The organism is Paenibacillus xylanexedens (assembly GCF_001908275.1).
Taxonomy (GTDB): Bacteria; Bacillota; Bacilli; order Paenibacillales; family Paenibacillaceae; genus Paenibacillus; species Paenibacillus xylanexedens_A.
The window spans coordinates 4,101,992-4,120,429 of the sequence record NZ_CP018620.1 but is presented as its reverse complement, the minus strand read 5'-3'; the positions used below and the strand labels follow the sequence as shown (position 1 = coordinate 4,120,429).

21 protein-coding genes are annotated in these 18,438 nt (G+C 42.3%); 6 read left to right on the top strand and 15 right to left on the bottom strand.

From position 1 onward, the window contains the following. Positions 1–66: 66 nt before the first annotated feature. Entirely contained in the window at positions 67–1,047 is a 981-nt protein-coding gene (locus BS614_RS18325) for an aldo/keto reductase (RefSeq protein WP_036608033.1), read from the top strand. A 75-nt stretch (positions 1,048–1,122) separates the two neighbouring features. Here the strand turns inward: BS614_RS18325 and BS614_RS18320 are convergent, their stop codons facing one another. The 4 genes from BS614_RS18320 to BS614_RS18305 form a co-directional block, all read right to left on the bottom strand. Continuing rightward, the gene (locus BS614_RS18320; protein WP_074095022.1) at positions 1,123–1,494 is read right to left on the bottom strand and encodes an iron chaperone; all 372 of its coding nucleotides are present in this window, start codon (positions 1,492–1,494) and stop codon (positions 1,123–1,125) included. 267 nt (positions 1,495–1,761) lie between these two features. Next, positions 1,762–3,015 (bottom strand): hypothetical protein, encoded by a 1,254-nt coding sequence (locus BS614_RS18315; RefSeq protein WP_157116123.1) that lies wholly within the window; start codon positions 3,013–3,015, stop codon positions 1,762–1,764. A gap of 105 nt (positions 3,016–3,120) precedes the next feature. Beyond that, positions 3,121–3,594, bottom strand: a complete 474-nt coding sequence (locus tag BS614_RS18310; RefSeq protein WP_074095020.1) for an HIT family protein — start codon at positions 3,592–3,594, stop codon at positions 3,121–3,123. Between the two features lie 189 nt (positions 3,595–3,783). Then, positions 3,784–4,824 (bottom strand): NAD(P)-dependent alcohol dehydrogenase, encoded by a 1,041-nt coding sequence (locus BS614_RS18305; protein WP_074095019.1) that lies wholly within the window; start codon positions 4,822–4,824, stop codon positions 3,784–3,786. A gap of 192 nt (positions 4,825–5,016) precedes the next feature. Between BS614_RS18305 and BS614_RS18300 the strand changes: the two genes are divergently transcribed. After that, entirely contained in the window at positions 5,017–5,430 is a 414-nt protein-coding gene (locus BS614_RS18300; protein WP_017688550.1) for a MerR family transcriptional regulator, read from the top strand. A gap of 93 nt (positions 5,431–5,523) precedes the next feature. On the opposite strand, the gene BS614_RS18295 is transcribed toward BS614_RS18300, so the two are convergent. After that, positions 5,524–6,102, bottom strand: coding sequence for a TetR/AcrR family transcriptional regulator (locus BS614_RS18295; RefSeq protein ID WP_074095018.1), 579 nt, complete (start codon positions 6,100–6,102; stop codon positions 5,524–5,526). Positions 6,103–6,391: 289 nt separating this feature from the next. On the opposite strand from BS614_RS18295, the gene BS614_RS18290 reads away from it, so the two are divergent. Then, positions 6,392–7,315 carry an AraC family transcriptional regulator gene (locus BS614_RS18290; RefSeq protein WP_074095017.1) on the top strand — a complete coding sequence of 308 codons (924 nt, stop codon included), beginning with the start codon at positions 6,392–6,394 and terminating at the stop codon, positions 7,313–7,315. A 514-nt stretch (positions 7,316–7,829) separates the two neighbouring features. Here the strand turns inward: BS614_RS18290 and BS614_RS18285 are convergent. The 5 genes from BS614_RS18285 to BS614_RS18265 form a co-directional block, all read right to left on the bottom strand. Beyond that, the gene (locus BS614_RS18285; protein WP_074095016.1) at positions 7,830–8,852 is read right to left on the bottom strand and encodes an NADH:flavin oxidoreductase/NADH oxidase; all 1,023 of its coding nucleotides are present in this window, start codon (positions 8,850–8,852) and stop codon (positions 7,830–7,832) included. 112 nt (positions 8,853–8,964) lie between these two features. Then, positions 8,965–9,309, bottom strand: a complete 345-nt coding sequence (locus BS614_RS18280; protein WP_074095015.1) for a rhodanese-like domain-containing protein — start codon at positions 9,307–9,309, stop codon at positions 8,965–8,967. Positions 9,310–9,360: 51 nt separating this feature from the next. Beyond that, positions 9,361–10,005, bottom strand: a complete 645-nt coding sequence (locus BS614_RS18275; protein WP_074095014.1) for an SDR family oxidoreductase — start codon at positions 10,003–10,005, stop codon at positions 9,361–9,363. A gap of 137 nt (positions 10,006–10,142) precedes the next feature. Continuing rightward, complete coding sequence (locus tag BS614_RS18270; protein WP_036608058.1) at positions 10,143–10,568, bottom strand: MarR family winged helix-turn-helix transcriptional regulator; 426 nt, start codon at positions 10,566–10,568, stop codon at positions 10,143–10,145. A 186-nt stretch (positions 10,569–10,754) separates the two neighbouring features. Then, a complete protein-coding gene (locus BS614_RS18265) occupies positions 10,755–11,783 on the bottom strand; it encodes an ABC transporter substrate-binding protein (RefSeq protein WP_084174590.1) in 1,029 nt (342 codons plus the stop codon). Between the two features lie 211 nt (positions 11,784–11,994). Between BS614_RS18265 and BS614_RS18260 the strand changes: the two genes are divergently transcribed. After that, complete coding sequence (locus tag BS614_RS18260; protein WP_074095013.1) at positions 11,995–12,807, top strand: undecaprenyl-diphosphate phosphatase; 813 nt, start codon at positions 11,995–11,997, stop codon at positions 12,805–12,807. A gap of 87 nt (positions 12,808–12,894) precedes the next feature. Here BS614_RS18260 and BS614_RS18255 read toward each other — a convergent pair whose 3' ends face one another. Next, positions 12,895–14,073: an MFS transporter gene (locus tag BS614_RS18255; RefSeq protein WP_074095012.1), complete on the bottom strand. Its 1,179-nt coding sequence runs from the start codon at positions 14,071–14,073 to the stop codon at positions 12,895–12,897. A gap of 144 nt (positions 14,074–14,217) precedes the next feature. After that, the gene (locus BS614_RS18250; protein ID WP_074095011.1) at positions 14,218–15,075 is read right to left on the bottom strand and encodes an arginase family protein; all 858 of its coding nucleotides are present in this window, start codon (positions 15,073–15,075) and stop codon (positions 14,218–14,220) included. A 105-nt stretch (positions 15,076–15,180) separates the two neighbouring features. On the opposite strand from BS614_RS18250, the gene BS614_RS18245 reads away from it, so the two are divergent. Continuing rightward, complete coding sequence (locus BS614_RS18245) at positions 15,181–15,546, top strand: winged helix-turn-helix transcriptional regulator (RefSeq protein WP_074096895.1); 366 nt, start codon at positions 15,181–15,183, stop codon at positions 15,544–15,546. Positions 15,547–15,697: 151 nt separating this feature from the next. On the opposite strand, the gene BS614_RS18240 is transcribed toward BS614_RS18245, so the two are convergent. Continuing rightward, a complete protein-coding gene (locus tag BS614_RS18240) occupies positions 15,698–16,168 on the bottom strand; it encodes a GNAT family N-acetyltransferase (protein ID WP_074095010.1) in 471 nt (156 codons plus the stop codon). Between the two features lie 218 nt (positions 16,169–16,386). Between BS614_RS18240 and BS614_RS18235 the strand changes: the two genes are divergently transcribed. Then, complete coding sequence (locus BS614_RS18235; RefSeq protein ID WP_074095009.1) at positions 16,387–17,052, top strand: MBL fold metallo-hydrolase; 666 nt, start codon at positions 16,387–16,389, stop codon at positions 17,050–17,052. A 221-nt stretch (positions 17,053–17,273) separates the two neighbouring features. On the opposite strand, the gene BS614_RS18230 is transcribed toward BS614_RS18235, so the two are convergent. Both BS614_RS18230 and BS614_RS18225 read right to left on the bottom strand, forming a co-directional pair. Then, the gene (locus tag BS614_RS18230; RefSeq protein ID WP_074095008.1) at positions 17,274–17,897 is read right to left on the bottom strand and encodes a hypothetical protein; all 624 of its coding nucleotides are present in this window, start codon (positions 17,895–17,897) and stop codon (positions 17,274–17,276) included. Between the two features lie 16 nt (positions 17,898–17,913). Beyond that, on the bottom strand, positions 17,914–18,312 hold the full coding sequence (locus BS614_RS18225; protein WP_074095007.1) for a DUF3888 domain-containing protein: 399 nt from the start codon (positions 18,310–18,312) through the stop codon (positions 17,914–17,916). Between the last annotated feature and the right edge of the window lie 126 nt (positions 18,313–18,438).

The window sequence follows — 18,438 nt, the reverse complement described above, 5'->3', positions numbered from 1 at the left end:
AATAATGTGTATATAGATCACCCTACAGGTGGCAATAATAAACATTAGAAAGGATTTGAACATGACATGGAATATACTAAACTTGGTAATACAGGCTTGGACGTATCTCGATTTTGCCTGGGATGTATGGGATTTGGGGATGCCAGTAAATGGGTTCATGAATGGGTACTGAATGAAGAAAATTCTCGCCCGGTGATAAAGAAAGCGCTGGATCTAGGCATTAATTTCTTCGATACAGCGAATGTATACTCTCTGGGTACAAGCGAGGAGTATCTTGGTCGGGCGTTAAAAGATTATGCCAATCGGGATGAGGTTGTCATTGCAACCAAAGTACACGGACAAATGCATCAAGGACCCAACGGTTCTGGTCTTTCCAGAAAAGCCATCCTGAGTGAGATTGATAAAAGCCTGAAACGATTGGAAACCGATTATGTGGATCTCTATATCATTCATCGTTGGGACTACAATACGCCTATTGAAGAAACCATGGAAGCCTTACATGATGTGGTGAAGTCCGGTAAAGTGAGATATATTGGCGCTTCGGCCATGTTTGCATGGCAGTTCCAAAAAGCATTACATGTAGCAGAGAAAAATGGTTGGACCAAGTTTGTCTCCATGCAAAACCACTTGAATCTCATCTACCGTGAAGAGGAACGAGAAATGTTGCCTTTATGCAAGGAAGAAAAGATTGGTGTGACTCCCTACAGTCCTCTTGCTTCAGGCAGGTTAACCCGTGACTGGTCCGTATCAACACTTCGATCCGAGACAGACAAAATTCAGAAATCCAAGTACAATGCGACAAGTGATGCGGATCGGCTTGTTGTTGAACGAGTTGCATCCATTGCAGAAAAATACGGTGTCCCTCGCACACACATTGCACTTGCCTGGTTGCTGCAAAAAGACACTGTAGCGGCACCAATTATCGGTGCCACCAAAATATCGCATCTGGAAGATGCGGTAGGTGCTCTTTCTGTTAAGTTGACCTCAGAAGACGTCTCATTCCTTGAAGAACCCTATGTACCTCACCCTGTAGTAGGTGCTCAATAATCGCTTTTGCTTAAAATATAGAAGACCTCCTCTTTCCGTATCCGGAAGTTGGGGGTCTTCTTTTTATATCGCGATTTATTTACGCCAGAATGTTGAACATTCTGCCTTATCCGCTATATTGAACTCAATCATTCTCTCAAGTAACGAAAAATCAATCTCCTGTTTCCACTTCATCCGAACCAACTCTTTGGTGTGATCATAACCCGCCTGTGTGATCTCTTCCGAAAAACGATTAATTCCTGCCTTCTCGGGAGCAACAGCCAAGTGTTGCTTGGATACACTAAAGCCAATAATAAAGGTCTCATGGTCGGTAAACATCGGTTGATTCCAGGCTATTTTTTGCTTTAAATTCGGGAATTTTTCAGCAATCCAATTCAAAACTTCTTCCGTTCGTGCCTGGTGTTCCGGGTTATCGATGCGTGCTATAAATTCTGCAAAGGTCTCCATTTGTTCCCCCCTATATCATGAAATATACTACTTATATTGTCCAATTCAAACTCATTCTATCATGAATATCAAATTCAAAAACCCTTATCGGTTGTTTTAATGCAAAAAGAATTTGTAACAACAAAGTTCTCTTTAATAGGCGTTTTTTACGTTGTATACAACAGTTTAAGAAATTTAAGATTGGATTGCAAACCTGCTTCCAAATATATTGAACCTCCATAGAATATAAAAAGCCGTTGATTGTTGTTATCAACGGCACTCCAACTATTATTTAGTTACCTTGTATTTAATCAGATTATATCGGTGGTCGCTAATCACGGTGCGATAGACCACATTTTCGGACGAGTCATATGCAAAGTTACTCTTATGCACATCATCTAAAACAAAGTATTTACTAAGTATTATGTCTCCATTATCTTTCATTAAGGTATACCTCTCTCCCCATTTGTCATCAATGGTTCCAAAGCTTGTATACTCAATATAGCTATCGTTTCGGTAGGAGCTCATAAAACCATTAAAATTAAGCTCTCCTTCATACGCACGAGAAAACAGCTTTTTGAAGTTATGATCATATAAAGTGATACTGTGTTCAGATTTGTTATCGATTAATAGTTTACTTCCGGTTGAATGCATAGAAATGTTCATGTTTCTATCAAGCACGGTTTCCCATTTGAGTTTACCATTAACTCCATAAGCCATTAATTTCTGTCCACCATATGAATTGGATCTTGCATATTCTACAATTAATGTACCGCCACTTAATTGATGATAACCCGCAACGTAGAATCCACCAAACTTTTTGGAGTTAAATGTAAATAAAGGCTTTTTCAAAGAGGTTACATCTTTGAAAACCTCGATTTTATTCTCACCTACAAAATGGAGTACATAACCAGAAGTCAGTACTTCAGTTTTATAACCTAACACAGTTTCGCTTGTCGTTATTCCTTTGGAATTTAATGTGATAAAACGAGACTGATTTTTAAGATAATCTGTTTGTTGTAGAACAATTCCGTTTTTATAAGGATAGATATTTGAGAAACTTAAATCCTTCTTCTCGAATAAACGCTTTCCTTTCGAATCCAAACTAAGAATGTTAAATGTTTTCCCGTGATTCGTAGAATACTGATAGAATATACTGCCGCTCTCGTTGTAGAACCAAGCGTGATTCAAAGGGTAAAAATTTTTCACTTTATTTTTTATGTCGTACGCCCAGGCAATTTTCCCTGTCTTATTATTTATCGTGTATAGGCCGAAGTTATTACCAGACAAAGTACCCGGGTTTAGCATGACAAGCTGAGCAGCATGGTTAATACTGTCTTGAGGATTGTATCCTAGTTCAAAGTTCAGATAATTAAATTCTTTAGGAAGAGTATGTACCCAGTCTTGCTGTAGCCCTCCGTGCTCCTCTAAGCTTAATTCGGTAAATTCTGCATACATCTGATTTGTGCTACCTACATACAAAGTTAAAACTACGAAAATTGCTAGCAATCTTTTAGATATCTTACCTTTCAATACTGGCACAGCCCTTCTCTTATCTTATGATTTTTTCGTTACAAAGAATATCCTAATGTAGCTTACTTCTGATCAAATATAACATAGGGTCTCAGATTCATCTCCTTCTAAACCTTAAATGTTTTCCTTTATCCAAGATCGCAACTTATCCGCATAGAAAGCGCGTTCATCTGGATCGGACGGAGAACCATTTGTCAGATACAGTTGATCATTCACGTATCTGGGGTAAACATGCAGATGATAATGCCACACGTCTTGATTACCAGCAGGTTCATTATGTTGCCGCGTCGAAATCCCATCGCATCCATATGTATTTTTCATTGCAAATGCTGTAAGCTGAGCCGCGAGGTGAATTTCAACAGCGTAATCCGCAGGGAGTTCAAAGATGTTCTCGAAATGTTGATTCGGAACAATAAGAACATGTCCTTTATTGTTTGGCCACCATTTGCCCGCTATAAATGCCGTTACCTTTTCATTCTGATAGATGATATCCCTTTGTTTTGTTCCCTGATCAGGTCGCTCGATACCCCAAATACGACAAAATGGACATTCGTAACCTTCCGGCTGATGTGAAAATGATACTGTCATCTTTCTCATACCGCTCCTTTCATATTTTTCCAACTTGTTATTAGACGCAGGTATCTTCTGTTCGTTGCGAAAAGAGCGCGGGTTGTAGAATGATCAGCAATTAACAAACTGAAAAACAGAAAAGCAGCTAACCTTGGCGGCAGCTGCTTTTTTTTCTATCTTTAACTATCATTATTGCACACTTCACAATTACATGGTGCTGATATCAATAACAAAGCGATATTTCACGTCAGAAGCCAATACACGTTTGTATGCTTCGTCAATTTGGTCTGCGGAGATGACCTCAATGTTAGGCGCAATATCATGTTCTGCACAGAAATCAAGCATTTCCTGTGTCTCACGAATGCCACCAATCATGGAACCTGCGAATGAACGGCGATGACCGATAAGAGAAAAAACGTTAACAGCTAAAGGTTCTGCAGGAGCACCTACGTTCACAAGTGTACCATCCAGCGTGAGCAGTGAGAAATAAGCGTTAATATCAATATTAGCACTTACTGTATTAATCATCAGATCGAAGGTGCCTGCAAGTTTCTCGAATGTTTCCGGTTCGCTTGTGGCAAAGTAGTGATCTGCACCAAATTGCAGTCCATCTTCTTTTTTGCTTAAGGATTGGGAGAGAACCGTTACCTCGGCACCCATCGCATGTGCAATTTTGACAGCCATATGACCAAGACCACCCATACCTACAACGGCAACCTTCTTACCTGGGCCAGCTCCCCAGTGATGCAGTGGTGAATATGTCGTAATACCGGCACAGAGCAAAGGTGCAGCAGCATCAAGTGCAATGTTATCAGGGATGCGAACGACGAAATTCTCTACGACAACAATATGAGTTGAATATCCACCTTGCGTAGGCTCACCGTATTTGTCTACTCCAGCGTAAGTTTGAATATTTCCTTTGAGACAGTATTGCTCTTCACCTTTGCGACAGTTAACACATTCACCACAAGAGTCCACCATACATCCGACCCCTACTCGGTCACCGACCTTGTATTTGGATACTCCGGTTCCTACATCCGTTACAATCCCGGCAATTTCGTGTCCAGGAACGAGTGGATAATTCACAGGTCCCCATTCACCGTGGGCAGTATGGATGTCAGAATGGCAGATACCTGCATATTTAATCTCGATTAATACATCATTGGTATCCAGATCACGTCGTTTAATTTCAGCACTTCTGAATTGTTGGTCTGGTCCGTCAACGGCTCTGGCTTTAGCTATAATCAATGGTATAACCTCCTAGTAATTTAAAGTTCAAAATAATCTTACCCCCTCTAGTTAACTCTAGGTCAAATGTTTATCTTATTTTTTTATCTCCAACGTACTTTGACATCCAGTAATCCAACATGTTAGAATTCACTCGGATCAATCCTAGAGCTAACTCGAAGTCTACCCCTATTAGAAAGGAATTCATTCTAAATGACCTATTCAATCGGTGAAGTTGCCAAAAAATTAGACCTTACGGTATATACATTGCGTTATTACGATAAGGAAGGACTCATGCCTTTTGTGGAACGTACCACGAGCGGAACACGCTTGTTCAAAGACTCCGACATTGATTTTCTAAAGATCATCCAATGTCTGAAGCTGACCGGCATGCCTATTAAAGACATTAAGGACTTTATTGAATGGTGCTCTGAAGGGGACTCCTCGCTGAAGCAAAGATATGACATGTTTACGGAGCGAAAAGCTATTGTCGAAGCACAAATGGAGGAACTAAGAAGAACCATGGAAGTCATCGAGCACAAACGCTCCTACTACGAAACAGCTTTGGAAGCGGGAACCGAAGAGATTCATAAAATTAAACCAATGGAAAATGCCATCACCAATTGATGGTTCATGCATTTTCTAAAATAGCGCACAAAAAAAGTAGCTTGAAGTCCTCTAACGGATTTCAAGCTACTTTTTTGGGTATGTCTCTACTCATCATTTTTCCAAAAGTTTCATCGTTACATGGATAATCCGGTTTAATTTTTCCTTATCCGTCGAGGTTCTTGCCATGGCTCTGATGCCGACAGAAATATTATGCAGGTACTCTGCCATTTCCTTCGCATCATGATCAGAAGAGAATTCTCCCTCTCGCTGCCCCCATTGAATAATCTGCTCGAACATTCGCTCAGCTTCGTTAAACGATTCAAGAGATCGGTTGTCCACTTCCTGATCACGTGTGCCTAGCTCCACAGCCGAGTTCACGATCAAACAACCCGATGGTGTCTCTTCTGCTTCACTGATCATAACATCAAAAATTTTATGCAGTGCTTCCACTGCCGTCTTGGATGCCTTGATTTCTGCAAGTAATGTGGTGCTGACCTTACCTCTGTAACGATCCATTGCCTGCAAAAACAGCGAATGTTTGTCGTCAAATGTATCATATATACTTCTGCGATGAATTCCCATATGCTCAACCAGGTCACTCATCGACGTTTTCTCGTAACCTTGTTCCCAGAAGATCTTCATTGCTTTATCCAATACTTCGTTCACTTCAAACTCTTTACTTCTAGCCATTCGACTTCCCTCCCAAAATCAATCTAACACATCGGGAACGATCAGTAAATAAAAGATGTAGATACCCTTTTCATTCTCATCTGATCATGTATTAGCTGAACCGTAAGTGTATATCTTCTGTACTTGTTGTATATCATGACCTGTGTACTTGTGATTATGTAACCAGCAATCAGAATGTCTTATCCATTCACATCAAATGTTTGCCTATTCCTATCCGTTTTCTACCGCCTTCGGTCAATATACGATAGAATGTGTTTATTATGTTGTGAGGAAAAAAGGAGAACTTTGCATGTCTGATCAAATACACGAACAACAAAACGAATTAGCCACACTCATTGACCGTTATTCCAACAAGGATGGGGTGCACCCGACGGCAATCCCTTCATTATCTCTAATCCGTGAATCGGTCGTTACTGAACCTATATTTAGAGTGAATGAACCATCCTTCTGCATTATCGTTCAGGGTGAGAAAGAGGTCCTGCTGGGACAGGATCGTTTCTGGTATGGTCCAGGAAGTTATATCGTGGCAACCGTTGACTTGCCGGTTAGTGGACAAGTGATTCAAGCCTCGTCTGAGGCTCCCTATCTGGCCCTCAAACTTGAATTCACATCCAGTGAGATTCTGGAGGTATTGAACCATTCCGATTTCCCAGCAAGACCGCGGAAAACGACGAGACGTGCGATGTTTGTCAGCCAAGCCGAGCCGTCTCTGCTGGATGCAGTCGTCAGGTTAGCCCGTTTGTTGGAAGATCATTCGGAAGACATCCCTCTGCTCGCTCCTTTGTTCAAAAAGGAAATTCTCTACAAAGTTCTGAAAGGCCCACATGGGACTGCCCTGGAACAAGCTACCATGGAAGGCAGCCATACCTATCGAATCAGAGACGTTATTGAATATATTATGAATCACTCTGAGCAAAATTTTCGGGTTGAGGAATTGGCGGATTTGGCAAATATGAGTACTGCCTCGCTGCACAGACACTTTAAAGAAGTGACTGCCATGAGTCCGATTCAGTTTCAAAAACAACTTAGGCTGCAAGAAGCGCGCCGCTTGTTATTATCCAAGTCCACCGATGCAGCAGATGTAGCATTTCAGGTAGGTTACGAGAGTCCCTCCCAATTCAGTCGTGAATATTCTCGCATGTTCGGATTCCCGCCCAGAGAAGACATTAAACGCCTGCGAGGCAGAGCCGATGAAACGACTACACTCTATTGATGAAGACTGGCTATTATGTTTCTTTACCTCCTCTAGAGCGTATCTTCAAACCTGCCGAAAGCCGGAACGTAACTGAACGTGTTTGGAGCAGAGCATGGAGCGGGAGCGCTAACGAACCTTTGACGTCTTATTCAGCGATTTGAAGCAGCCGCAGCAATCTAAGGAATCTGAAACACGCTATATTGGAATAACCAGCCGGTTACAGCGTGTTTGTTAGGTGAATTTGGTAAATAACGTGTCTCAGGTTCCTTACAAAATAAAAGGAGGACTTGAAGGCTAAATAAGACGTACTCGGTTCCTTAGAAAATCGTCTTGACAATTCGCTAGGATCAGCGAGCCTGGCGAATTGTCAAGACGTTGGACCCTGACATCCTTCAACGTATTGCATGCCTGAGTTTGAAGACACACCCTAGTTTAACCCAAAAAAGGACTCCTTCTGTTTTGTCAGAGGAGTCCTTTCTTATTCATGTATTAATGAAGATCTCTAAATCATCAACATTAAATTATCAATACATTAAAAGCCAGTTGTATATTGTTTTGGAACGTCCGTTGCCTTACGCAAAGCAGACGCTGCTTCCAAGGCCCAGTAAGGATTTCTTAACAGACCTCTGCCAACTGCAACGAGATCGGCTTCTTCATTGCCGATGACTGCATTCGCCAACGTAGGATCATCGAGTCTTCCAACAGCGATCACGGGCACATCAAGAGCCTCTTTGATTGCTTTAGCGAGAGGTACTTGATAAGCCGCGTGAGTTCCTGGTCTGCCCCATGCAGCGATAGGTCCTTCGCCACCAGATGAGATGTCAAATACGTCAACGCCTGCCTCTTGATATGCCTTGGCAAACTCGGAACTTTCGTTAATGCCATAGCCGCCTTCTACATATTCTTTGGCTGAAATACGCATCATCAAAGGCATATCCTCGGGCATCTCTGCCTTAGCAGCCTGAATAATCTCCCGGCCAAATAACGTTAAATCTTGACCGTATTCATCTTCACGCTTGTTTGTTAGTGGAGAATGGAATTGATGAATTAAGTAACCATGTGCACCATGAATCTCAATTGTATCAAATCCCGCTTTAACAGCACGAGCTACAGCACTCCGGAATTTTTCAACCATTCCTTTTACTTCATCCGTTGTGAGCGCTCTAGGTTGCTTGGAATTCTCATCAAAGGCAATCGCGGATGGAGCAACTGGAACTTCGGCATCTTCTGCTTTGCGGCCCGCATGAGCAATCTGAATGCCAACCTTGGCCCCATAACTGTGACACGCATCTACGATCCGCTTCAGAGCTGGGATCTGTTCATCTGACCATAACCCAAGATCATAATCTGAGATCCGGCCATCCGGCTCCACATCTGTCATTTCAATGATAATGAGACCTGTTCCTCCCACGGCACGACTAACGTAGTGCATATAATGCCAATCTGTTGCAATACCATCTTTTTGCTCAACTGAATATTGGCACATTGGAGCCATTACGACACGGTTTTTAAGCTCTAGGCTTTTAAAAGAATATGGACTAAATAAATCTGTCATCAAAATAAAACTCCCCTTTTCATGAATCATGAATAATAAAAATGCATGCGCAAGCATCGAATAAATGCCTACAATTAATAACTCCGTATGATTTGGAACTCATGTATATCTTTTACTTCATCACGTAAAGACATTCAAATCCATGCTTTCGCAAAATACGAACAGCCTTTTTGGATTGAAGCATACCAGGTGACATTATAATTACGTTATCTTCTCGAAGAAGGTATTTTTCCCATGTGAAAGCAAGACGCCCCAATGAGATGTTAATCGTATCCGGAGTAGGATTAGCCATATAATCCGTCGCATCTCGAATATCAATTACTTTATACTGCCGAAAATCACGCTCTTGTCTGAGAAATACTTGATAATCTATATATTCAAGATTGCGCAGTGGCCAAAATTGACGTACAACGATGAAGATACCTAATATGAAGGTCAAAAGCATCCACATAATCATTGTATAGCCCTCTCTTAACTGATCAGATATCGTCGAAAATTTTGTTTTGGATCAGAGCCCACTCAATGCCTCAGATATTGTATCCTCACCAGCGATTAGATCAAATGAACGCTTGTAGGTATTCTCCTCACTCAAACTGGCCAAAATCACATGAGCTACATCTTCACGAGCAATATTACCGGATGTGATATTCTCAGCAGCAGTAACTTTACCTGTTCCCGGTTCATTCATTAGAATCCCTGGACGTATAATGGTATATGTTAATCCACTGATCTCTAACAATCTATCAGCATAGTGTTTCGCTGCATAATATGGAAGGATGTTATCATGCCAGTTCTCACGATTATTGGCTTGGATCGCACTCACCATGATAAATCGATCAATACCCGCTTTTTGAGCCGCTTCAATGGTTTTCCCGGCACCATCCAGATCAATCAGGAGTGTTTTATCATATCCCGTTGTACCGCCAGAACCAGCTGCAAATACAATGGCATCACAACCCGTTACAGCAGCTACAAGTGAGTCAACCGTACCTTCCAAGTCGGCAAGCACCGTTTCCACACCCTGTGCTGCAAATGAATCTACCTGTTCTTGTTTTCGTACCATGGCAAGAACGGTGTGTTCTTCACTATTCTTCAAAAGATGAATAAGCTGTTGACCAATCTGTCCATTTGATCCTACAACGAAGACCTTCATGTTCAATACCTCCTTTATACAAAATCACCGCATCCATATTAAATTCATGCGCATGCATTTAATTTAACGGATATATTAATGAGTGTCAAGTCTTCTTATAGGGTAAATGACTACATTACCCTATATTTCCCCTAGCCTTAGAACAATTCTTTAGTGAGGTTCTCTAATCGAGTCTCAAATCCATCCTGTTCCAATTCAGTTTGCAAGACCTGATTAAACGTTTGAAGTGCTCTCTTGTATTTATTCTCTCCAAGCTCCGTAATTCGAGTGTAAATGCCACGCCGGTCATCTTCACATGCATGTCTTTCCAGAGCCCCACAGTCTTTGGCTTCCATCCTAACGACGAGCCTGGAAGTAGCACTTTGGCTCAACCCCACTAGTTCTTGAAGTTGCTGTAGGCGTAATTCCTTACCCTCCGCATTATATATGAAGTTTAACACATAAAATTCCTTCAAAGATAAGTCATATTGTTGAAGCAGAGCTTGTTCCAGCTTCTCGTTCAGATGGGTATGAATGTTAGAGAAAGCCAACCAAACATTCAAACGTTCACTCTTTTGCTGCAATCTAGATCACCCCACTTGATATTTAATGTTCATCAGCTGTTATCCTATTGTATCAAGCTTAATTACATTGGTCAAAATCCATCCAAGTTCGACATATATAACATTCTAATCTCATAAGAAGAGCATTTCCCCGTCTTGTAACGACATTTGGAAATGCTCCAGTATTACCATTTATGCAGTCTAATCTTACTTCGCGGCAAGCAGGCTATCGGAAATAAATTGCAGCTGACCTTCCAACGTTAACGGATCGTTGTACGAGTCTGAAGTTGGGTCAAGTTGGAACACATGATTTGCCTTCACCGCAGGCAAGTTCTTCCATAATGCATTATCATACACGATCTTGGGATCGGTTGTATCTCCCGACCACGGGCTGGTGAAGATGATATCACCCGCATACTCCGGTAATAGTTCCATGGAGATCGAAGCCCATCCAGTTCCGCTGTCAATAGCTTCAGCTTGGGCCTTGGCTGGTGCTTTGAGACCAAACTCCCCGTAAATAATTTCACCGCCTCGACCATAGTTATGACCGAATACAAATAATCCTTTGGCATACGGATTCAGTATGGAAACGGTGCGATCGCCTACAGCTTCCTGAACTTTAGGCTTCAGTTCGTTGATCTTCGCTTCCCATTTCGCATTCCAAGCTTTCGCTGCGTCTTCTCTATTGGTGAGCTTACCCATTTCGAGCATCAAATCTTTGAAATCGCGCTTACCAAATGTAATCTGTACGACAGGTGCAATCTGCTCCAGCTTATCGATGCCCTCTGTGCCAGTGTACACGATAAAGAGGTCAGGTTTTAAGCTGATTAATTTTTCTGGGGTAGGCTCTTCACCCAGATCGCTGGTGCCTGCTGCTGCAAGTTGGTCCTTGATATACTTGTTGTTCATCGCACCTGATAAAGCGCCGACTACCGGTGCATCCAAGGCAACAAAGTACCCCGTCGAAAATGATGTCAAATCAATAATGCGCTTAGGATTCTTGGGCACCTGTACTTCGCCTGCATCCGATTGATATGTAACAAGTTCCTCTTCGGCAGTTGCCGCTTTATCAGCGGAAGAAGTTGAATCCGAGTTCGTCTTGGTTTCTGTCTCCGCAGCTGCACTCGTGCTGTCCCCGGTTGTACTATTGGTCGTAGCAGACTGACCACATGCACTAAGTACAATCAGGAAGATGAGTGCTATCATGATCCATATTGATTTTATCTGTTTACGCAAAATAAACCCACCTTTTCGTTGATATTGATAATCGTTATCAACGATATCATGCTATGCAGGATTTGACAAGCTATGTTTATTTCACCCCCTATATGAACTCTAACTTGCAAGTCACCAAGTTAAACAGCTATCATCAATAGAGTAGACAAGTCACTTTTATTAAAAAGAGAGATCATTGGAAAGCCAATGAAACGTATTCAAGGAGGACAACATGGAAGATATTATATTGTGGTTAAAGTATTTGTTTTTAGGTATTATTCAAGGTGCGACGGAGCCGATTCCCGTCTCCTCAAGCGGTCATCTGATCATCGCTCAGAAACTCATGGGCATCAAGCAGAATGGATTGTCATTTGAGATTTTAACAAACACAGCATCACTTATCGCTATTATTTTTATTTTCCGGGAAGATATCAAAAAGTTGATTATTGGTGCATTAGGTTACCTGCGTACTCGTAAAGAAGAATATCGAGCAGACTTCATGTTTTGCTTATACATAATTATTGGTACGATCCCTGCTGCTGTCGTTGCAGTCCTGTTCAAGGACCGAATTGAAGAAATTTTCTCGTCCGTATATACCGTTTCCATCGCGCTATTAATCACCGGAGTTGCCTTGTGGCTTATTCGTAATCTTCGTGGTCGCAAGCAAGACGGTGATCTGTCTACGAAAGATGCATTGTTGGTAGGTCTGGCTCAGGCGGTCGCTCTTATTCCGGGCATTAGCCGCTCAGGGGCAACTGTAATTGCGTCCATCGCTGTTGGCATGAAACAGGAAACAGCTCTGAAGTTCTCCTTTATGCTGTACATTCCCATAAGTATTGGTGGACTCATTATGGGTGTATCCGACATTGCCAATGATCCGAATCGATCACAACTCGCTATCCCTTATCTGATCGCATTCATCACGACGCTCTTCGTCACCTATTTCTCCATGAGATGGTTTATGGGCATTATGGCCAAAGGCAACCTGAAATACTTTTCGTATTATTGTTTTGCCGCAGGTACATTGTTACTGATCTTCTTATAAAAAATAGCCCACACACCAAAAGGAACAACCAGCGATGGTTGTTCCTTTGTTGTATAGTGGCAGAACCTTAATGACCTATAGCAAGAGCTAGACGGTCAGACGTGTAGCCTTGTTGCTTTTGTTAACCAGCTCTGTAGCCGCGAACATGACACTGAACAGAATCAGCAGGATCAGGGGTACCATTGACATTCCCCATTGGCTGGCTAGGAGTCCCATACCTAACGGGAGGAGTGTTGAACCTGTATAGGCACTGGCCATTTCAAGTCCAATTACACTTGGGGATGCCTTCTCACCGAAACGTTCCGGTGTCGCATGAACAATACTCGGATAGATCGGTGCTCCGCCCATTCCCACGATAAATAAAGCCCCTGCGGCAACCCAGTAAGGAATCGGCATAACCAGGATAACTAATCCGAAGCATCCAACGATTCCACCATATCTGATGAGATTTTTGCTGGATATATGAGTCGAAAGAAAGCCTGAGATTACACGTCCCAAGATAATGCCAATGAAAAATAGAGAGGATAGTGCTGCGGCAGTGCCTGGAGAAACTCCTTTGCTAACAATGAAGAAAGAAGCCATCCACAGACCGGCAGCAGTTTCGGAACCATTGTAACAGAGCATCGCAAGCATCGACATTTTCACGCCAGGGATACGTATGGCCTCACGGTTGCTTACGCGTTTCTTCTCATCGCCTGAACCCTCTACTCTTCCCTTCTCAAAAATCTTCCATAGAGACAAAGTTGATAATAAGACTACCACGATCCCAAGCAAAATCAACCCCACAGTAACGTATCCTGCACGCCAGTTGTTTGCTTGATTCAGCCAATATGCCATAACGAGTGGGCCTGTCACTGCGCCAATTCCCCAGAAACAATGCAACCAGTTCATATGCTTGGCCTTGAAATGCAATGCTACATAATTACTTAGTGCCGCATCCACCGAACCTGCACCTAAGCCGAGAGGGATCGCCAGAATTAGTAAAAACACAAAATTCTCAGAGAATGAGAACCCCAACAGTGCGATCGTTGTTGAGAGGATACTAAATAATGTGACTTTACCCGTTCCGAATCGGTGTAACAATCGGCTGGCGGACAGACTGGACACTACTGTACTAAATGAAATGAATAGCGATATGTAACCCGCCATTTCTGTTGTCGCATGTATATCGTTTTTCATAACGGACCAGGCACTGCCAAGTAAAGCATCCGGTAATCCCAGCCCTATAAATGCGAGATAAATAATGATTAACAATAACGTGACCATCTGGGTGTCTCTCCTCAGTTTGTTTAATTTCTGATTCTCGTCGAACCACCCATATAATAATATTGATATTTTTATCTGTAATCTTCCTATATTTTGACTCCTTATATCAGTATTCTGATTTATTCTGGCGACTTATTACCTATATCACTGGTTCAGGATAGGTATTTCTCCAAGCAAATTCTTCAAGTTAATGGCATCCCACGGCATATGCTCAGTTATCCCTAATCCAACTACATCTGTTTCTTCAGACAGTTCTTTGATTAGATGAAGCAAGTGAGGTATTTGCATGGTTCCCGCTGGTGAAAACACATAAGGTTCCCCTGGTTTGGCGAATAACAATGAACGGAACATGTTGGGATCAAGCACATCCAGATCAAGATGAATTGCCAGATGTTTGATACCAGTCTCTTTAATCCACTTCTTAATCGAATCCATGCCATGGGTTAATTCTTCAGTTCCAGCCGTTCGGATACCTAATCTTTGAATCACTTCGGTTTCCTGTTCCGTGGCGGTTGTCAACCCGGCCATGAAGACATGTTCAGGCTTCAAGGGGACACTCACATGTTTAGCAAACTCCGGATCGCCTTCCCCAAGAAGGTTCCCAAGCGGTAAAGTATGACCGTTGTCATAGCCCTCGTATCTAACCAGATCACCATGTGCATCAATCCATATCAAACCAAGTTCTCCGCCATATCGTTCATTTAAATAAGCAAACGGGGCTTGTTCAACCAAACAGTCACCGCCAAACATGACAATGCGATCGGGCTGGTGAGCTTGAATAATATGCTGGGCAGCCTGCAATTGCTGAAGTAACTGTGCTCTGCCTTTTATCCCTTTCTCGCTTACCAGAGATGTTCCATCATAAGCCTCAACAGGAACATGAATGAGAGGTTGATCATTGTCAGGTGCGAGCCATGCAAGCAACTCCGCTCCAAAAGAGTAGTTAGGATTATCTCCACCTTGCCATTGTGGCATAAGCAGACGTATTGTTTTTTGAGTCATCGTAAATCCCCTTTACTTCAAAGTAAGGTTAGTATAAACTGAGCCCAAACAAATAAATAGTACGGTCTTTTATGATAGGTACTACCCGGAAGGATAGTGTAAATGATGAGTATGGCTGAATACCACGGTAAAGTTAAAAATATTCAAGATACCCCTTTTGGATATACGTTGTCTGTCATTGGTGGCAAATGGAAAATGGTGATTATGTATCTTCTGGCTGATAACCAGCCTGTCCGCTTCAATGAACTTAAAAGACAGATCGGCGCTATCACGTATAAAACGCTGAGTTCACAGCTCAAAGAATTGGAAGCAGATGGTATGGTGGAACGGAAAGAATATCCCCAAGTCCCTCCTAAAGTCGAGTACCGTCTGACAGCCAAAGCTGAAACGTTATTGCCCGTTTTGGAAGGACTATGCGAATGGGGTGTCCAACATCAGGAACCTTCGATCAATACTAGCGCAACGGATTGAACACTTTTGTCTGTATTTTCAGATGAGATAATTGGAGTATATGGAGTATATGGAGTATGTTAAAATGCAAAAAGTCGCCAATCGGCGACTTTTTTACTTTTATCTTGTGTTCCTCTGTCCGTTCAGCAAATAAAAGCTGTGATGCGTATAATTATACTTTTTCGTGTACCAGATCTTTCTGGTAGGCCAACACTCTGTCCCAATTTCCACTGAAAACAGGAATCCGATAATACCCTACACGCTCATACAGCGCTGCAGCTTCTGGTTGCAAGGGACCTGTTTGCAGTTTCAGATTGGTATAACCAAGTTCGTTCGCAAGACGCTCTGCCTCGGCCAATATCGCCTGGGCAATCCCTTTACGGCGGTAACCACTGCGTGTATACATGCGTTTAACTTCTACAGATGTATCATCAAGGGGTCTAAGTGCTCCGCAACCGACCGGATACCCGTCGATCCTGGCAACGATAAAAGCCGCACGTGGCACTTCAACGTCTGACAGTTGAAATCCCGCCGTTCCATCACCGCCATATAACAAACCGAGTTCTTCACTCAGTTCCTTGATCAATAGCAGCGAATCCTCGCTCCGAATATCTTCAGCTGCTGCATGCACGATATGTGTCATCCCACATACCCCCTTTATCTTATTGGACTTATTGGTTTTAATGATATATCTAAATTATCATTCCCAACATCAAGCGTCAATTCCCTCATTCATTGAATATTTCTATAAGTACACCCTATAAATACAAGAACGTATCTTATTGCCGTCTTTATTCGTTTACATAAGAAATATAAAGATCAACGATGTATATGAATTTAAATTCTTGGAGGTCTGATATTATGGAAATTTCAAAGGGAATAGCGATGCTTCAGCTTGATTTTGAGGGGAATATAATTCACCCTGTTCTGATATGGGATGAAGAAATGGTTGTGTTAATTGATACAGGATTCCCTGGACAATATGACGATTTACTTATCGAACTCGAAAAGGTTGGCGTGCCGATCAACCGACTTAAAACAGTGATTTTGACGCATCAGGATGTGGACCATATCGGGTGTCTTCCCGAGATTTTGCAGGAGTGTGGCTCACAAGTCAAGATATATGCACATGAGCTGGATAAACCGTATATTGAGGGACAGCTCCCTCTACTCAAAGACGGTCACCTTGAGCATCCTCCAATGGGCAAAGTAGATGAAACTCTAATTGATGGTCAGGTACTGCCGTTTTGCGGCGGAATTCGTGTTATTCATACACCTGGTCATACGCCAGGTCATATCAGTCTATATTTGATGGACAGCAAGACGCTCATCGCCGGAGATTCAATGTACAGTGTAGACGGCATGCTTGGAGGCATTCATGAGCCAACTACACTGGATATCGAAACGGCTCGTTGCTCCTTAAAGAAGTATATTGAACTCGACATTACATCTGTGATTTGTTACCACGGTGGACTAAGCCAGGGGAATGTAAATGAACAGATCTCAGGGCTAGTTAAAATGAACTAACGAATATTTACACTGGACACTCCGATGACAGAACAACCTTCCGATCGCTGTTATCCCCAGATTTTTTTAATTCTTTTTATAAAGGGTAAATCCGGGGATAACGTATGCTTCCGATGTAGCTTTCTTGCAGAAAGCTTGTAGGCGAACGCTCCGCTTCTTCAGGTTCTTTCTGTCCTCTCCGTTTTGTGTAAATGTTTAGTTCAATTTATATAGTTAAGGGTTTATGGTTTGGCATACTGCAAAATGGCTGTAGCCGCACGAATTCGCAGCTCTTCTTCTTCACTGTGTAACGCTTCTCTCAGCACCTGGAGAGCTGTCTGAATTGTGGCTTCATCTACCCCTGTTGTGAGAGAGTTCGTTGCTTCGGCTGTTATGCTGACTGCAAGACCTCGATCCAGCTGTGCTTGTGATATAGGATACTCAAACTTCGCAAGGATGGCTGAATCATTTTGCAGTGCCTGCACTTTGTCATTCAGCTCAGCGAGAGGAATACGACCCAACCATGTAACTCCGCGACGGTGACAGATCAAGTCGTTTTCTGTGCCAGCGGAATCGTCGTAATAATAATCCCCGATATCCCCAACATACGTCCATTCATCATCGCTAATTAATACATAATCTCCATCCTGCATGAGGTTACCAAACATATGTAATGTCGCGAGTGTGCTCGCCAATTCTGCTTCATCCAAGGGATAGTGTTGAACCAACAGTTCCTTCCATAGTTCCGGGGGCGTTTGCTCCAGATCCCCTGTACTTGACCAAGCAATACCAATATAATTGTCTTCCAGAAATGATGTTACTCTGTTGATTCCGTGCACGGTGGACTGGATATGATACAGATTCATGCGTACCGCCTTCCTTTCAATCATTCGTATGAACATAGTTCACCATTGTAACATTAGCGGGGTCTATTTCAAACGTAATGATCTCTTTCCCATATGGCGGGTTATGTGGACCGTAGAACGTTCTGACTTCCAGAACGGTTCGAAAGTTATAACCACCTTGTATGCGCCTTTTAAGTTCCAATACATGGATATCATATAGACCGTAGCTAGGGACCGGCATATGATTTGCCTGATAATAGCTGGTAATCTCACGGGAAATGTATGGGTTGAAAATCGTAAGTGCCAATGCCTTATAGTTTTCTTCCTGTACGCTCTCAGGATCTGCATATGTAACATCTGTGGATAGGAAAACACTATTTAACATTAATGTGATAGCTGCAAGTATTGAGAGAAAAATTTGTTTTTGAATTACCATACTCATCCACCTTTTTACTTTCTATTATCCCGAGCGAATGCAAAAGCATACAAAATATGATTATGATCTATTTTTTATCCTTAGCTGAGTTGGAAGGTTATTTTGTCATCGGAGTGGCAACTGTAA

Bases quoted from the DNA above. Each gene is read 5' to 3' on its own strand.
- BS614_RS18310 (WP_074095020.1), bottom strand. From the start codon at position 3,594: ATGACAGTATCATTTTCACATCAGCCGGAAGGTTACGAATGTCCATTT.
- BS614_RS18300 (WP_017688550.1), top strand. From the start codon at position 5,017: ATGACCTATTCAATCGGTGAAGTTGCCAAAAAATTAGACCTTACGGTA.
- BS614_RS18230 (WP_074095008.1), bottom strand. From the start codon at position 17,897: ATGAATCTGTATCATATCCAGTCCACCGTGCACGGAATCAACAGAGTA.
- BS614_RS18295 (WP_074095018.1), bottom strand. From the start codon at position 6,102: ATGGCTAGAAGTAAAGAGTTTGAAGTGAACGAAGTATTGGATAAAGCA.
- BS614_RS18245 (WP_074096895.1), top strand. From the start codon at position 15,181: ATGAGTATGGCTGAATACCACGGTAAAGTTAAAAATATTCAAGATACC.
- BS614_RS18325 (WP_036608033.1), top strand. From the start codon at position 67: ATGGAATATACTAAACTTGGTAATACAGGCTTGGACGTATCTCGATTT.
- BS614_RS18235 (WP_074095009.1), top strand. From the start codon at position 16,387: ATGGAAATTTCAAAGGGAATAGCGATGCTTCAGCTTGATTTTGAGGGG.
- BS614_RS18260 (WP_074095013.1), top strand. From the start codon at position 11,995: ATGGAAGATATTATATTGTGGTTAAAGTATTTGTTTTTAGGTATTATT.
- BS614_RS18275 (WP_074095014.1), bottom strand. From the start codon at position 10,005: ATGAAGGTCTTCGTTGTAGGATCAAATGGACAGATTGGTCAACAGCTT.
- BS614_RS18320 (WP_074095022.1), bottom strand. From the start codon at position 1,494: ATGGAGACCTTTGCAGAATTTATAGCACGCATCGATAACCCGGAACAC.
- BS614_RS18285 (WP_074095016.1), bottom strand. From the start codon at position 8,852: ATGACAGATTTATTTAGTCCATATTCTTTTAAAAGCCTAGAGCTTAAA.
- BS614_RS18255 (WP_074095012.1), bottom strand. From the start codon at position 14,073: ATGGTCACGTTATTGTTAATCATTATTTATCTCGCATTTATAGGGCTG.
- BS614_RS18225 (WP_074095007.1), bottom strand. From the start codon at position 18,312: ATGGTAATTCAAAAACAAATTTTTCTCTCAATACTTGCAGCTATCACA.
- BS614_RS18290 (WP_074095017.1), top strand. From the start codon at position 6,392: ATGTCTGATCAAATACACGAACAACAAAACGAATTAGCCACACTCATT.
- BS614_RS18240 (WP_074095010.1), bottom strand. From the start codon at position 16,168: ATGACACATATCGTGCATGCAGCAGCTGAAGATATTCGGAGCGAGGAT.
- BS614_RS18280 (WP_074095015.1), bottom strand. From the start codon at position 9,309: ATGATTATGTGGATGCTTTTGACCTTCATATTAGGTATCTTCATCGTT.
- BS614_RS18250 (WP_074095011.1), bottom strand. From the start codon at position 15,075: ATGACTCAAAAAACAATACGTCTGCTTATGCCACAATGGCAAGGTGGA.